This window comes from Arthrobacter sp. TJ-236, assembly GCF_058269235.1.
The window spans coordinates 55,548-69,918 of the sequence record NZ_JBZCNI010000006.1 but is presented as its reverse complement, the minus strand read 5'-3'; the positions used below and the strand labels follow the sequence as shown (position 1 = coordinate 69,918).

Sequence of the window (14,371 nt, the reverse complement as noted above, 5' to 3'; positions counted from 1 at the left end):
CAGCCGGCTTCAGGACCGGCCCGCGTGGGCATGGCGGCCCGCCAGGATGGGCGCGAAGAACCTGCCGAGCGCCGCGGGCTCGGTGAGCGGCAGCACGTGTGCCACGTACTGGTCCGGACGGACGACGACGACGGCGCCGGTGCGGGTGATCCCCCGGACGTCGAAGATGTCCTCCGAGACCTCGGCGGAGCCGGCCGCGAAGACCTTCTCGTGGTCGGTCAGCCCGAACGGTCCGACCGACGGCAGGAAGGTACGGGGCACCTGCGTGATGTCCACCGCTGCATGGTGCTGCTGGTACACGATCTTCACGTCGAACCACGCGTCCCGATCGAGGTCGGCGGGCGTGGCGCCCACCGGGGAATCGGGCGCGCCGTCGAGCCAGTCCGCGAGCTCGGTGACCGCCGAGGCCGTTCCCGGCTGCGCCCCGTCCGCGAAGACGTAGATCCGCCACCGCCCGTCCGCCGTCGCCTGGTGTCCGAGGTGGAGGGGGACGCCGTCGCACACGCGAACCACCGAGGCGGATTTGAAGCGCCGCCCGATCGGGAAGCCCGCGGCCAGCTCCTGGTGCACGGGCTCGCCGACGAGCAGCGACGGCGCGTACTGCGTCATGAAGCCCGCGGGGAACTCGATGGTGCGCACGTAGAAGTCCTCGAGCTCGGACGGGTCCGCGAACTCCTCCGGCTTCTTCGCCATGAGGGTGGACCACTCGCGGTCGAAGTCGATCAGGTTCTGCGCGACCACCTGCCGCTCCGCCGAGTAGGTGCCGAGGAGCTCCTCCGGGCTGCGGCCCTCGAGCACGTGCCCCAGTTTCCAGCCGAGGTTGAAGCCGTCCTGCATCGAGACGTTCATGCCCTGGCCGGCCTTGGCGCTGTGCGTGTGGCAGGCGTCGCCCGTGATGAACACGCGCGGGGTGCGCGTGCCGAGATCCTTCGGCAGGACGTCGTCGAACCTGTCCGTGAGCCGGTGGCCCACCTCGTAGACGCTGTGCCACGCGACGTTCCGCACGTCGAGCGTGTAGGGGCTGAGGATGCGGTTGGCCTGCGCGATGATCTGCTCGATCGTGGTGTTACGGACGGCACCGTTGCCGGCCGGATCCACTTCGCCGAGGTCCACGTACATGCGGAACAGGTGACCGCCCTCGCGCGGGATCAACAGGATGCTGCCCCCGGCGCCGGACTGGATGGCGCACTTGCGGCGGATGTCCGGGAAGTCGGTGACCGCGACGGCGTCCATGACGCCCCACGCGTGGTTGGCGGCGTCGCCCGCGAGCGTGCAGCCGATGGCCCGGCGCACCCCGCTCCGGGCGCCGTCGGACCCCACCACGTACTTCGCACGGACCGTGCGCGGTGCGCCGTCGCCCCCCGTGGGCGTGAGGGTGACCGTCACCGGGTACTCCTGGGAGTCGTCCACGGTGAGGTCCACGAACTCGTGGCCGTAATCCGGTTCCATCCGGGTGGGTGCGTTCCTCATGAACTCGGCGAAGTAGTCCAGTACACGGGCCTGGTTCACGATCAGGTGCGGGAACTCGCTGATCCCGGCGGGGTCGTCGGCGGGCCTGGCCGTGCGGATGATGCGCGAGGGATCGGCGGGGTCGGGCTTCCAGAACGCCATCTCGACGATCCGGTAGGCCTCGTCCGTGATGCGCTGGGCGAAGCCGAAGGCCTGGAACGTCTCGACGCTGCGTGCCTGGATGCCGTCGGCCTGCCCGATGGGGAGGCGCCCTGACCGCCGCTCGACGATGCGTGTGGTGATGCCGGGGAACTGCGAGAGCTGCGCGGCGGTGATCATGCCGGCCGGGCCCGTACCGATGATCAGGACGTCCACCTCGTCCGGCAGGTCCGCGGACCGGTCCACACCGACGCCGGCCGCCGGTTGGACCCGGGGATCGCCCGAGGTGTAACCGTGGTGGTGGAACTGCATGGGCGTGCCTCACTTCATCGTGGTCCCGCAGGCGTCGGCGCTCCGGCGAGCGGGCACCGCACTTCTCTCGTGCAGGGCGATGCTAGCTCCTCGCGACGACGGTACTCAATTCGCCCGGCCTGCACGCGGCCATCCGGTCCGCGAGGTGGCGAGCGGTCAGAGTGTCCGCACGGCGTCGAGCGCGTCCAGGACCGCCAGCGACGGGACGTCCGCGGCCGCCGCGACCACGGCCAGGGGCTCACCGTTGTCGATCGCCGTCGCCACCGCGATGCGGAGCTCGGTGGTCGGGAAGGGGTCAACCGTCATGCCCGCGCTGATCGGGAGGTCCTCGAGGACCTCGCTGCGCATACCGCCCAAGCCGTCCGTGTTCATGGCCACTCCCATCCTGTTGTTGCCTGCCATTCTGACCTTCCTGCAGCTACCTGTGAAGCAACCCGAAACGTCGTGGTAGATCGTGCGGTGACCGCATTGGTGCCATTCCCGACGCACGGCTGTACGACGTCATCGCCACGAGCCTGAGCGACGCCACTGCGGCGGGGACCGGGCGGCTTGACGGGTCCGAACGCCCCTGCCTACTGTTCGTATACGATTTCGTACTCGATGAGGAGCAACGGTGGATCAGGTTGACGACGGCATGCTCACTGCCGCCCGCAAGGTCATCGCGATACACCTCAACTACCCGAGCCGTGCCGCCCAGAGGGGCCGCACCCCCGAGCAGCCCTCGTACTTCCTGAAGCCGACGTCCTCCCTCGCTCTCTCCGGGTCCCACGTCGAACGCCCCGCCGGCTGCGAGCTGCTGGGCTTCGAGGGCGAGGTCGCGATCGTCATCGGCAGTACGGCGCGGAGGGTCTCCGTCGACGACGCCTGGGGTCACGTGCGCGGGGTCACCGCGAGCAACGATCTCGGCGTCTACGACCTCCGCTACGCCGACAAGGGCTCCAACCTGCGGTCCAAGGGCGGCGACGGCTTCACGCCGGTGGGTCCGGCCCTCCTGCCCGCCGACGCCGTGGACCCCGCCGCGCTGCGCCTGCGCACCTGGCACAACGGCACGCTCGTGCAGGACGACACCACGGCCGGGCTGCTCTTCCCCTTCGACCGCCTGGTCGCCGACCTCTCGCAGCTCATCACGCTCGAACCCGGCGACATCATCCTCACCGGCACACCCGCAGGTGCATCCGTGGCCGTCCCTGGTGACGTCCTCGAGGTCGAGGTCACCGCGGGCACGCTCTCGACCGGACGGCTGACCACCACCGTCACCGACGGTACGGAGCCACTGGCCGTGTTCGGTGCGCGGCCCGTGGCCGACGACCTGCAGCGGGAGGAGGCCTACGGGTCGCGCGAGGCGGCCGGTCTCCCGCCGTCGTCCCCCGCGCTGTCCCCCGAGCTCCGGGGGAAGCTCGAGCGCGTCGCGACGGCGACGCTCTCCTCGCAGCTGCGCAAGCGCGGCCTGAACAACGTCAGCATCGACGGCCTGACGTCCACGCAGCCGGGCCGCCGCGTCGTCGGGCTCGCGCGCACGCTCCGGTACGTGCCGAACCGCGAGGACCTGTTCGCGGCGCACGGCGGCGGCTTCAACGCGCAGAAGCGCGCCATCGACACGGTGAACGACGGCGAGATCCTCGTCATGGAGGCGCGCGGCGAGAAGGGCACCGGCACGATCGGCGACATCCTCGCCCTCCGCGCACAGGTACGCGGCGCCGCCGCCGTCATCACCGACGGCGGTGTGCGGGACATCGCCGCGGTGACCGCCCTCGACATGCCCACCTACTACGCCAACCCCCACCCCGCCGTGCTCGGCCGGCGCCACATCCCCTGGGACACCGACGTCACCATCGCCTGCGGCGGCACCACCGTGCAGCCCGGCGACATCATCGTGGCGGACGCCGACGGCATCCTCGTGGTCCCGCCCGCTCTCGCCGAGGAGGTCGCCGACGACGCCCTGGCGCAGGAACGGGAGGAGACGTTCATCGCCGAGATGGTGACGGCCGGGCACGGCGTCGACGGCCTGTACCCGCTGAACGCGCAGTGGCGGCTCCGGTACGAGGCCTGGCGGTCCGATGACTGACCTCGCCGACGTCTCAGAGGGCACCGCGCCCTCGGGCAGCAAGTCGCAGCAGGCGTACACGGCGGTGAAGCGCGCGATCATCGACGGCGCCTATCCTCCCGGGCACCGGCTGGTGCTCTCGAAGATCGCCGACGAGCTCGGCGTCAGCGTGGTCCCGGTCCGCGAGGCCATCCGCCGCCTCGAGGCCGAGGGGCTCGTGACGTTCGAGCGGAACGTGGGCGCCACCGTCGCCGGGATCGACCCTACCGAGTACCTCTACACGATGCAGACGCTCAGCCTCGTCGAGGGGGCCGCGACGTCGCTCTCGGCGCCCTTCATGGGTCCCGGGGACATCGCACGGGCCCGCGCCGTCAACGAGCGGATGCGCGCGAGCCTCGCGGACTTCGACCCGCTGCTGTTCACCGAGCTCAACCGGGAGTTCCACGCGATCCTCTTCGAGCGCTGCCCGAACCCGCACATCCTCGACCTCGTGCAGCGCGGCTGGAACCGCCTCGCGCTGCTGCGCGCGTCGACCTTCCGCTTCGTGCCGCACCGCGCGCCCGACTCCGTGGAGGAACACGAGCGGCTGCTCGCCCTCATCGAATCGGGGGCGGGCGCGGACGACGTCGAACGGGCGGCCCGCGCGCACCGCAGCGCCACCCTCGATGCCTACCTGGCGCACGCCGGTGCGCCCCAACCCACCCATCACGACGGCGGCGATCCCGCCCACGAGCCCCGTTAGGACCACCATGACGACCACCAGCGCAGCCTCGCAGCACTTCGTCCCCGACGGCCTGCCGTCCCACCTCCAGCACTACATCGGTGGCCGTTTCGTCGACTCGATCGGTGGGGTTACCTTCGATGTGCTCGACCCGGTCTCGAACCGGAACTACGCCACGGCCGCAGCGGGCCAGAAGGAGGACGTCGACGCCGCCGTGGCCGCGGCCCGTGACGCCTTCACCAACGGCCCCTGGCCCCGCATGAAGCCGCGCGAACGCGCCCGCGTGCTCAACCGCATCGCCGACGCCGTCGAGGCACAGGAGGCGCGCCTCGCCGAGCTCGAGACGTTCGACACCGGTCTGCCCATCACGCAGGCGAAGGGGCAGGCCCTGCGCGCCGCGGAGAACTTCCGGTTCTTCGCGGACCTCATCGTGGCCCAGTTCGACGACGCCATGAAGGTGCCCGGCGCGCAGATCAACTACGTGAACCGCAAGCCCATCGGCGTGGCCGGGCTCATCACCCCCTGGAACACGCCCTTCATGCTGGAGTCCTGGAAACTCGCGCCCGCCCTGGCCACCGGCAACACCGTGGTGCTGAAACCCGCCGAGTTCACGCCGCTCTCCGCCTCCCTCTGGGCGCAGATCTTCACGGACGCGGGCCTGCCGGACGGCGTGTTCAACCTCGTGAACGGCCTCGGTGAGGAGGCCGGCGACGCCCTCGTGAAGCACCCCGACGTGCCGCTGATCTCCTTCACGGGCGAGACCACCACGGGCCGGACGATCTTCCGGAACGCCGCCGAGCACCTCAAGGGGCTCTCCATGGAGCTCGGTGGCAAGTCACCCTGCATCGTCTTCGCCGACGCCGACCTCGACGCCGCGATCGACTCCGCGCTCTTCGGGGTGTTCTCGCTCAACGGCGAGCGCTGCACCGCCGGGTCCCGGATCCTGGTCGAGCGTCCCGTGTACGACGACTTCTGTGAGAAGTACGCGGCCCGCGCGAAGGCCATCGTCGTGGGCGACCCCCAGGACGCGGCCACCGAGGTCGGCGCGCTCGTCCACCCCGTTCACTTCGACAAGGTGGCCTCCTACGTGGAGATCGGCAAGACCGAGGGCCGGCTGCTCGCCGGTGGCGGACGCCCGGACCACCTTCCCGAGGGCAACTACATCGCCCCCACGGTCTTCGCGGACGTCCTCCCGAACGCGCGGATCTTCCAGGAGGAGATCTTCGGGCCCGTCGTCGCCATCACCCCCTTCGACACCGACGCCGAGGCCCTCCAGCTCGCGAACAACACCCGGTACGGCCTCGCCGCCTACGTCTGGACGAAGGACCTCACCCGGGCCCACACGTTCTCGCAGGACGTCGAGGCGGGCATGGTCTGGCTCAACAGCCACAACGTCCGGGACCTCCGCACCCCCTTCGGTGGGGTCAAGGCCTCCGGCCTCGGCCACGAGGGCGGCTACCGCTCCATCGACTTCTACACGGACCAGCAGGCCGTGCACATCACGCTCGGCACGGTGCACACGCCGAAGTTCGGCAGCATCGACGCCTCCGCCCGGAACGAGGGCTGACCGGTGACCCACGCGCCCGCATCCCGCATCCCCACGCCGTCCGTCCCCGCGCCCGACATCGTCCGCTGCGCGTACATGGAGATCGTCGTCACCGACCTCGCACGCTCGCGGCAGTTCTACGTGGACGTCCTCGGCCTGCACGTCACCGAGGAGGACGACGACGCCATCTACCTGCGCTCCCTCGAGGAGTTCATCCACCACAACCTCGTGCTGCGGAAGGGACCCGTGGCGGCCGTCGCCGCCTTCGCCTACCGCGTGCGGACGCCCGAGGACGTGGACGCCGCCGAGGCCTACTACCGGGAGCTCGGCTGCCGCACCGAACGCCGTCCGAGCGGCTTCACGAAGGGCGTGGGCGATTCCGTGCGCGTGGAGGACCCCCTGGGCTTCCCCTACGAGTTCTTCCACGCCGTTGATCACGTGGAACGCCTCACGCAGCGCTACGACCTCTACTCGGCGGGCGAGCTGGTGCGCCTCGACCACTTCAACCAGGTGACCCCGGACGTACCGCGCGGCCAGGCGTACCTCGAGGACCTCGGCTTCCGCGTCTCCGAGGACATCCAGGACTCCGACGGCGTCACCTACGCCGTGTGGATGCACCGCAAGCAGACCGTGCACGACACCGCCCTCACCGGCGGCAACGGTCCCCGCATGCATCACGTGGCCTTCGCGACCCACGAGAAGCACAACATCATCCAGATCTGCGACAAGATGGGCGCCCTGCGGATCAGCGACCGCATCGAGCGCGGACCCGGGCGCCACGGTGTCTCGAACGCCTTCTACCTCTACATCCTGGACCCTGACGACCACCGCATCGAGATCTACTGCCAGGACTACTACACGGGCGACCCCGACAACCCGACCATCACCTGGGACGTGCACGACAACCAGCGCCGCGACTGGTGGGGCAACGCCGTCGTGCCGTCCTGGTACTCGGAGGCCTCCCTGGTCCTCGACCTCGACGGCAACCCGCAGCCGGTGGCGGAGCGCGAGGACCGCAGCGAGCAGGCGGTCACGGTGGGTGCGGACGGGTTCTCCTACACGCGCAGGGACGACGGCGGCGCGCCGGCCGAGGGCTTCAAGCTCGGCAACCAGCTCTAGACGACTCCAGGAACAGCTCCGACGCGCACCGTACCGCCGCCCCCTTCCGGAAAGGATCCCCATGCTCGAGCCGCACGTGATCAGCGAGATCGCCGACGAGCTCCTCCACGCCGCCCGCACGCGGACGCCGGTCCCGCTGCTCACCGCCCGCCACCCGGGCATGACGGTGGAGGATTCCTACGCGGTGCAGCGCCTCTGGCGCCAGCGGAACGTGGACGCCGGCCGCACGCTCGTGGGGCGGAAGATCGGGCTCACCAGCCGCGCCATGCAGGTGGCCACGGGGATCACCGAGCCGGACTACGGGTCCATCTTCGACGACATGGTGTTCCAGACGGGCTGCTCGGTGGAGTGGGAGCGCTACACGAGACCCAGGGTCGAGGTCGAGCTGGCGTTCGTGCTCAAGGACGACCTCACCGGTCCGGGTTGCACCCTCTTCGACGTCCTCAACGCCACCGATTACGTGGTGCCCGCCCTGGAGATCCTGGATTCGCGGATCGAGATGGAGGGCCGCACCATCGTGGACACCATCTCCGACAACGCGGCGATGGGCGCCATGGTGGTGGGCGGCAGGCCGGTGAGGCCCGACGCCGTCGACCTCCGGTGGGTCGCCGCCATCCTGTACAAGAACCAGGTGGTGGAGGAGACCGGCGTCGCGGCCGGTGTCCTCGACCACCCCGCCGCCGGCGTGCACTGGCTCGCGAACAAGATCGCCGCGCACGACGACGGGCTGAAGGCCGGGGACATCATCCTCGCGGGTTCCTTCACCCGGCCACTCTGGGTGGACCGCGGCGATACCGTCCACGCGGACTACGGACCGCTGGGAGCCGTCACGTGCCGCTTCCACTAGAGCCGACGTTCGCCGCCGCACTCGCCACGGCGGGACGTCCGCTCGCGGGGATGTGGGTGTGCTCCGGCAGCCCGCTGGTCGCCGAGCTCTGCGCCGGGTCCGGGTTGGACTGGCTGCTGATCGACGCGGAGCACAGCCCCAACGGCCTCGAGTCCGTGCTCGCCCAGCTCCAGGCCGTCCACGGGTATCCGGTGCAGGTGCTCGTCCGGCCGCCGGTCAATGACACCGTGCTCATCAAGCAGTACCTGGACCTCGGGGTGCAGAACCTCCTGATCCCGATGGTGAATTCCGCCGCGGATGCCGTGGCCGCCGTCGCCGCCACCCGCTACCCGCCCCTCGGGGTGCGCGGCGTCGGCTCGGCCCTCGCCCGGGCCGCCCGCTGGAACAGGGTGCCGGACTACCTCGCCACGGCGTCGTCGACCATCAGCGTGACGGTGCAGATCGAGTCCGCCGCCGCCGTCGACGCCGTCGATGACATCCTCGCGGTGGACGGCGTGGACGCGATCTTCCTCGGCCCCTCGGACCTCGCAGCGTCCATGGGCCTTCTCGGCCAGCAGGAACACCCCGACGTGCGCGCCGCCGTCGAGCACTGCCTCGCAGCTGCCACCCGTGCCGGGACACCGGCCGGGGTCAACGCCTTCACCCCGGCCACGGCGCGGCACTACCTGGACGTCGGTGCCCGGTTCGTCCTCGTGGGAGCCGACGTCGCGCTCCTCGCGCGGGGCTCGGAGGCGTTGGCCGCCGCGTACGTGCCCGCGTCCGAGGCCGGTTCGGCGGCCGGTCCAGCGACCGACGGCGACCCGGCGAGTTACTAGGCCACGTCAGATGGTGGGCACCGTTCCGCCGTCGATGACGTACTCGGCGCCGACGATCGACGATGCCCGATCGGACACCAGGAAGGCCGCGAGATCGGCCACCTCCTCCGGCCTGGCGAAGCGGCCGAGCGGAACCCCGCCGAGGGAGTCGAAGATCCTCTGCCGTGCTTCCTCCCGGCCGAGATCGCTGCCCAGGGCGATCCGGTCAACCAGCCGCTCGTAGCCTTCCGTCTCGATGCCACCGGGGCTGATCGCGTTGACCCTGATCCCGTGAGGCGCGACCTCCTTCGCGAGTCCCTTGCTGTAGGTACGGAGCGCGGCTTTCGATGCGGCATAGGCAAGAGATGCCTCGAACTGGGGCATCCGGTTCTGGATCGAGGTGAAGTGGACCACCGCACCTGAACCGGCGCGGATCATGGCCGGGAGCAGCGCCCGGTCGAGCCGCACAGCACCCAGGAGGTTGAGCTGGAGCTCCGCCAGCCACTGCTCGTCGTCGATGACCGCGAAGCCGCCCGCAGGTGTCGACGAACCACCCACGACGTGCACGAGGATGTCCACGCCGCCCGCCTCCCCCAGCCGTGCGGCGGCGGCCTGCGCTCCGACGACGGTCGAGGTGTCGGCCCTGATGAACCGGTCCACGATGTCATCATCATCCGGGATCGCCCTCGCCGTCACGAAGACATCCGCACCGAGTTCACGGAGCCGCGCGACCACCGCCCTGCCGGCCCCCTTCGTCCCTCCCGTGACGAGCGCACGGCGTCCGTCCAGTCGATCGCGTGTGGCGGGCACCGCCGGTGACTCGCGTTGCTGGGACCGGAGAGTTGCGCTCGCTCCTCCTCCCGCGGTCATGATGCCTGCCCGATCGACAGACCGATGACGGCGTCGTCCTGCTGGGTGAAGGTGAAGGAGAAGGTGAGCGGGCCTCCGGGGAACTCCCCGTCGACCGAGGCCACGAGGCGATCCGCAGCATAGGAGGTCGGCGTGATGACGATCATCGGCTCGATCTGGTGGACCCTGATCCACTCACGCACCGCTGCCTCGGTCTCATAGGTGGTGCCGTCGTCGACGACGGCCGCGCCGGGCGCGAAGACGTCGAAGAGCGCCTCGGCGTCGTGGGCATTCGTGGCTTCCACGAACCGGTGGACAGCTGTCGGGAGGGTGATGTCAGGCATGGTGTCTCTTTCTCGTTGAAGGAGCTCCCACCGTACCAAGTACTGTCCTGCAGGACAATACTTTGGATCCGCATGCGTGGACGGGTGCCGATAGAGTGCTCGAATGGCGACGACGAACGAGGATCCCGACGTAGAGCAGCCGCAGTCTCTTACCCCCGGGAACTTCCCCTACCGGTCGAAGCTCCTGGCGAACCTCAGCGCACTGATCCTGCTGTGGAACTCGCCTGCGCTGCAGGGCCAGATACTCGCGAAGAGCGGTGAGTCGCTGGATCAGCCCTCGCACCAGACCCTCCGGCTCCTCCTCGCCTGGGGATCGATGCGGCCGACCGCGCTCGCGGACGAACTCGGCGTGGGGGCGTCGTACATCAGCAAGATCGTGGGTCGACTCGAAGGAGCCGGACTGGTGGAACGGACGGCCGACCCTTCCGACCGCCGCGCGCATCTGATTCGCCTGACCGACGCAGGAATGGAGGCCGCCCGCGGCGTCTACGCGCTGGGGGATCGCATGATCTCCGAAGTGCTCGACGATTGGTCGCCCTCGGACATCCGGCGTTACACCGACCTGACGGAACGCTTCGTCGACGACGCCATCAGGTCCGCCGCACTCATGCGTGCGCGGGGCCTCCGCCCGGCCGATGAGGACCCGGCCCACACCGACGCGCCGTCGTCGAGCTCCTGACGATCGGCCGACTTCTATCCCGGGCGGTACGGTGGTCCTTCAGAGGCCGACGGCCGGGGAGGACGGAGCACGAATGGCAGTTCGGGGAAGGCCACGGGAGTTCGACGTCGACGCAGCCCTTGAGCGCGCGGTCGACGTCTTCTGGCGCCGGGGCTACGAAGGAACGACGCTCGACGACCTGACGAGCGCGATGAGGATCAGCCGGCCGAGCCTCTACTCGGCGTTCGGCAACAAGGCGGACACGTTCCGGCGCGCCCTCGAGCGCTACGCGCGGGTCGAGCTGGCGTACGTGGACGAGGCACTGGCGCAGCCCACGGCCCGGGAGGTCGCGGAGCACTACCTGCGCGCCAACGCCGAGGCCGTCACGCTGCCGGGCCGCCCGCCCGGGTGCCTCTCGATCCAGGGCGGGCTCGCCGGGCACCCGAACGACCAGCAGATCATCGACGTCCTGAGTGCGAGCCGCCGCGGAGGCGAGGCCCGGTTCACGGAGCGCTTTCGGCGCGCTGTCGAGGAGGGCGACCTGCCGGAGACGGAGGATCCGGCCGAGCTCGCCCGGTACCTCGCTGCCGTGACGGCCGGGCTGGCCGTCCAGGCGGCGGGTGGTGCGGAGCGGACCGACCTCATGGCCGTCGCGGAACGTGCGCTCACCGCCTTCCCATGACGGGGCTGCAGATCCTTCTGACCCCGACGCATTACGTACCGTCCGGAATATAATCCGGCGGCTCCCGTTATATGTACCGCGAAGGACGTAATACGCGTCCCGCAGTATTCAAGGAGCCATCATGACCAGCACCACCAGCCTCGCCGGCAAGACCGCCCTCGTCACCGGAGCGTCACGGGGGATCGGCGCGGGGATCGCGCGCTCGCTCGCCGAGCAGGGCGCCGCCGTCGCCATCACGTACCGGAATTCAGGGGACGCCGCGGAGCAGCTCGTCGCGGAGATCCGCGCCGCGGGCGGCACCGCGCACGCGATCCACGCCGACAGCGCCGACCGTGATGCCGCCCGGCAGGGCGTGCGGGACGCCGTGGAGGCGCTGGGCTCCCTCGACATCCTCGTGAACAACGCCGGTGGCGGCTGGTTCGAGCCGTTCGGCGACGCCACCGAGGAGCACATCGAGGCCACGATCGACCTCAACATCCGGGGCACCGTCTACACCACGCAGGAAGCCCTGAAGTACCTTCCGGACAACAGCCGCATCATCACGATCGGGAGCATCAACGCCGTCTCCATCCCCTTCTCGGGAGGCACCGTCTACGGCATGAGCAAGGCCGCGCTGGTGGCATTCACCCAGGGCCTCGCACGCGACCTCGGGGCCCGCGGCATCACCGTGAACAACATCCAGCCGGGCCCCATAGACACCGACGGCAACCCCGCCGACGGAGAGCAGGGCGGTTTCCTGGCCGGGCTGACCGCGCTCAAGAGGTTCGGCAAGCCCTCCGACGTCGGCGGGCTCGTCGCGTGGATCGCCAGCGACGCCGCCGCCTACATGACCGGATCCACGGTGAACATCGACGCCGGCTGGACGGCCTGACGTCTCAGGGAGCGCGATGGTCGGGCGCAGGCCTGACCATCGGAGGGCTGAGGTACTCGCTGGCGACCCTGTAGACGGCGGCGGGAGCACCCTTGGAACGCGCCACCTTCTTCCCGGTGTCCGCCAGGGCAGTGCTCATCTTCCGGGTGAAGTTCCCGGGGTCCAGCTTCTCGGTGTTCCACACCGCCTCGTAGACGTGGCGCAACTGGTACAGGGCGAACTCCTCGGGGACGAGCCTGGCCGCGGCCAGCGTGTACTCGATCTTGCCGGCCAGCCGCTCGAGCGCGGCGGCGAGGATCTCCCGGTGGTCGAACGCCAGGTGCTCCCCGGCGAGAACGTCGTGGACGGGCCGCCAGCGCGCCGCGGTGGAGTCACTGCCGGGCCGGAGTGCGGGCAGTTCCCGGCCGTCGGTGGCGAGGAGCGCGAGGTGCGCCACCGACACCACGCGGCGGCGCGGATCGCGGGCGGGCGAGCTGAAGGTGGCGAGCTGCTCCACGTGGGCACGGTGCGCCCCGAGATCCAGGCCCGTCTCCTCCTCGAGCTCCCGCCACGCGGCCTGCAGCGCGTCCTCATGCGGCTCGACGAACCCTCCCGGAAGGGCCAGGGCCCCCTCGAAGGGCTGGCCGGCGCGTCGCACCAGGGCGGCGTGCAGTGTGCTGCCCTCGACGGCGAAGACGACGAGATCCACGGTCAGCGCCACGGAGGGGTAGGTCGTCGTCCCGCCCTCGGAAGACTCCACCCCGCCACCGCTCATCGGGCGCGCTCCGGCGGGACACGAGCGTCCCCAGCGGGGACGGAAGAGCGGGTGCGCTGTGGGATCACCCGGTCAATCATCCCCGCCGGGGCATGAGGGCACCAGTCAGGCGGGTACGGGCGTGGCCGCGGTGGCGGTCTCCGTCCCGGCCCTGCGGCTCCGGGTCCAGTCGATGAGCCCGTAGACGCACAGTGCGGTGAAGCCGATGTACAGCAGCGCGGTGAGGTTCAGGCCGCGTGAGAAATACAGCGGGATGGAGACGAGGTCGACGACGATCCAGACGTACCAGTGCTGGAAGATCTTCTTCGCCTGACCGTAGGTGGCGAGCAGGGAGGCCGCGAGGATGAAGGCGTCCGGCCAGGGGACCTGCGAGTCGGTGGCGCGCGTGAGGATCATGGCGATCCCCACCGTGGCGAGGGCGACGACGGCGACGCCGGTCAGCGCCTCGCGACGCGTGGCGTCCCTGATGGGCAGGTCGCCGCTCCTCTGCGTACCCCTGGCTCCCCGGACCCAGTTGAACCACCCGTACACGGCCACGGAGGCGAAGACCGCCTGGAGGACGGTCTCGGCGTAGAGCCCCGCGCCGAAGAACAGGATCATGAACGCGATGTTGTTGACGATCCCCACCGGCCAGTTCCAGATCCTCTGCCGGGCCACGCCGTAGACACACGCTGCACCGGTGACGAAGCCGATGACCTCGATCCAGCTGACGGGTGCCCCCAACAGCTGTGCTGCCGGTGATGACATCCAGGTGACCACTGCATCCATGTCCCGCTCCTCATATTTTGTCAATGTGACAATGAGTAGTGTACGGCGGGGAGGAAGGAAGCGGAAGACTCCTCCGCAGCTCGCTCCTCATCGCCTCTCACTCCCGCCTCCATCACGGCGCCTGTCAACCCCCGTCGAGCGCTGGCCACCGACTGCCGGGATGCCGCACGATGGGGACGTCAGACCGCGACGGTGGAAGCATCGCAGCGCGGATCAACAGTCCGATCGAAGGAGTGCTATCCATGGCAGATCTTGGTGGAATGGCTGACAAGGCCAAGGACGCGGCTCAGGACCACCCGGAACAGGTGGATCAGGCCAAGGACAAGGCGAAGGACGCCCTACCTGGTCAGGACGACAAGTAGGGCTCGAGAACGGCTGAGGCCCGGCCGGCGTGACAACGCCGACCGGGCCTCATCTACGATCGCGTGCCGATCCACCGCACGCGAGACTCCGT

The 14,371-nt window shown here is 69.9% G+C and carries 15 protein-coding genes; 9 read left to right on the top strand and 6 right to left on the bottom strand.

Translation table 11 applies throughout. From position 1 onward, the window contains the following. Window positions 1–9: 9 nt before the first annotated feature. Window positions 10–1,920, bottom strand: coding sequence for an FAD-binding monooxygenase (locus tag AC4D16_RS16180; RefSeq protein WP_490955722.1), 1,911 nt, complete (start codon window positions 1,918–1,920; stop codon window positions 10–12). Between the two features lie 156 nt (window positions 1,921–2,076). After that, window positions 2,077–2,322, bottom strand: coding sequence for a hypothetical protein (locus tag AC4D16_RS16175; RefSeq protein ID WP_490955721.1), 246 nt, complete (start codon window positions 2,320–2,322; stop codon window positions 2,077–2,079). Window positions 2,323–2,533: 211 nt separating this feature from the next. Between AC4D16_RS16175 and AC4D16_RS16170 the strand changes: the two genes are divergently transcribed. From AC4D16_RS16170 to AC4D16_RS16145, 6 genes are all read left to right on the top strand, one after another. Continuing rightward, complete coding sequence (locus AC4D16_RS16170) at window positions 2,534–3,985, top strand: fumarylacetoacetate hydrolase family protein (protein ID WP_490955720.1); 1,452 nt, start codon at window positions 2,534–2,536, stop codon at window positions 3,983–3,985. Then, the gene (locus AC4D16_RS16165) at window positions 3,978–4,706 is read left to right on the top strand and encodes a GntR family transcriptional regulator (protein ID WP_490947770.1); all 729 of its coding nucleotides are present in this window, start codon (window positions 3,978–3,980) and stop codon (window positions 4,704–4,706) included. The genes AC4D16_RS16170 and AC4D16_RS16165 overlap by 8 nt, the downstream gene beginning before the upstream one ends. A 7-nt stretch (window positions 4,707–4,713) precedes the next feature. Continuing rightward, a complete protein-coding gene (gene hpaE, locus AC4D16_RS16160; protein WP_490955719.1) occupies window positions 4,714–6,252 on the top strand; it encodes a 5-carboxymethyl-2-hydroxymuconate semialdehyde dehydrogenase in 1,539 nt (512 codons plus the stop codon). A gap of 3 nt (window positions 6,253–6,255) precedes the next feature. Continuing rightward, window positions 6,256–7,350: a 3,4-dihydroxyphenylacetate 2,3-dioxygenase gene (hpaD, locus tag AC4D16_RS16155; protein ID WP_490955718.1), complete on the top strand. Its 1,095-nt coding sequence runs from the start codon at window positions 6,256–6,258 to the stop codon at window positions 7,348–7,350. 61 nt (window positions 7,351–7,411) lie between these two features. Further along, window positions 7,412–8,197: a 2-oxo-hept-4-ene-1,7-dioate hydratase gene (gene hpaH / locus AC4D16_RS16150; RefSeq protein WP_490955717.1), complete on the top strand. Its 786-nt coding sequence runs from the start codon at window positions 7,412–7,414 to the stop codon at window positions 8,195–8,197. Continuing rightward, window positions 8,182–9,012 (top strand): HpcH/HpaI aldolase family protein, encoded by an 831-nt coding sequence (locus AC4D16_RS16145; RefSeq protein WP_490955716.1) that lies wholly within the window; start codon window positions 8,182–8,184, stop codon window positions 9,010–9,012. Before hpaH ends, AC4D16_RS16145 begins: the two co-directional genes overlap by 16 nt. 6 nt (window positions 9,013–9,018) lie before the next feature. On the opposite strand, the gene AC4D16_RS16140 is transcribed toward AC4D16_RS16145, so the two are convergent. Together AC4D16_RS16140 and AC4D16_RS16135 are read right to left on the bottom strand one after the other, a co-directional pair. Further along, on the bottom strand, window positions 9,019–9,801 hold the full coding sequence (locus AC4D16_RS16140) for an SDR family oxidoreductase (RefSeq protein ID WP_490955715.1): 783 nt from the start codon (window positions 9,799–9,801) through the stop codon (window positions 9,019–9,021). A gap of 56 nt (window positions 9,802–9,857) precedes the next feature. Continuing rightward, on the bottom strand, window positions 9,858–10,184 hold the full coding sequence (locus tag AC4D16_RS16135) for a Cif family virulence factor (protein WP_490955714.1): 327 nt from the start codon (window positions 10,182–10,184) through the stop codon (window positions 9,858–9,860). Window positions 10,185–10,287: 103 nt separating this feature from the next. Here AC4D16_RS16135 and AC4D16_RS16130 point away from each other — a divergent pair, with 103 nt between their 5' ends. From AC4D16_RS16130 to AC4D16_RS16120, 3 genes are all read left to right on the top strand, one after another. Beyond that, window positions 10,288–10,863, top strand: coding sequence for a MarR family winged helix-turn-helix transcriptional regulator (locus AC4D16_RS16130; protein WP_490955713.1), 576 nt, complete (start codon window positions 10,288–10,290; stop codon window positions 10,861–10,863). 73 nt (window positions 10,864–10,936) lie between these two features. Beyond that, window positions 10,937–11,524, top strand: a complete 588-nt coding sequence (locus AC4D16_RS16125; protein WP_490955712.1) for a TetR/AcrR family transcriptional regulator — start codon at window positions 10,937–10,939, stop codon at window positions 11,522–11,524. A gap of 121 nt (window positions 11,525–11,645) precedes the next feature. Further along, on the top strand, window positions 11,646–12,395 hold the full coding sequence (locus tag AC4D16_RS16120) for an SDR family NAD(P)-dependent oxidoreductase (RefSeq protein ID WP_490955711.1): 750 nt from the start codon (window positions 11,646–11,648) through the stop codon (window positions 12,393–12,395). Between the two features lie 4 nt (window positions 12,396–12,399). Here AC4D16_RS16120 and AC4D16_RS16115 read toward each other — a convergent pair whose 3' ends face one another. Then, window positions 12,400–13,134 (bottom strand): NUDIX hydrolase, encoded by a 735-nt coding sequence (locus AC4D16_RS16115; protein ID WP_490955710.1) that lies wholly within the window; start codon window positions 13,132–13,134, stop codon window positions 12,400–12,402. Between the two features lie 120 nt (window positions 13,135–13,254). Beyond that, the gene (gene pnuC, locus AC4D16_RS16110) at window positions 13,255–13,917 is read right to left on the bottom strand and encodes a nicotinamide riboside transporter PnuC (RefSeq protein WP_490947761.1); all 663 of its coding nucleotides are present in this window, start codon (window positions 13,915–13,917) and stop codon (window positions 13,255–13,257) included. Window positions 13,918–14,371 lie beyond the last annotated feature (454 nt).

Coding starts and splice junctions, on each gene's coding strand:
- hpaE (WP_490955719.1), top strand. CDS start 4,714: ATGACGACCACCAGCGCAGCCTCGCAGCACTTCGTCCCCGACGGCCTG.
- pnuC (WP_490947761.1), bottom strand. CDS start 13,917: ATGGATGCAGTGGTCACCTGGATGTCATCACCGGCAGCACAGCTGTTG.
- AC4D16_RS16180 (WP_490955722.1), bottom strand. CDS start 1,920: ATGCAGTTCCACCACCACGGTTACACCTCGGGCGATCCCCGGGTCCAA.
- AC4D16_RS16125 (WP_490955712.1), top strand. CDS start 10,937: ATGGCAGTTCGGGGAAGGCCACGGGAGTTCGACGTCGACGCAGCCCTT.
- AC4D16_RS16165 (WP_490947770.1), top strand. CDS start 3,978: ATGACTGACCTCGCCGACGTCTCAGAGGGCACCGCGCCCTCGGGCAGC.
- AC4D16_RS16130 (WP_490955713.1), top strand. CDS start 10,288: ATGGCGACGACGAACGAGGATCCCGACGTAGAGCAGCCGCAGTCTCTT.
- AC4D16_RS16175 (WP_490955721.1), bottom strand. CDS start 2,322: ATGGCAGGCAACAACAGGATGGGAGTGGCCATGAACACGGACGGCTTG.
- AC4D16_RS16135 (WP_490955714.1), bottom strand. CDS start 10,184: ATGCCTGACATCACCCTCCCGACAGCTGTCCACCGGTTCGTGGAAGCC.
- AC4D16_RS16120 (WP_490955711.1), top strand. CDS start 11,646: ATGACCAGCACCACCAGCCTCGCCGGCAAGACCGCCCTCGTCACCGGA.
- hpaH (WP_490955717.1), top strand. CDS start 7,412: ATGCTCGAGCCGCACGTGATCAGCGAGATCGCCGACGAGCTCCTCCAC.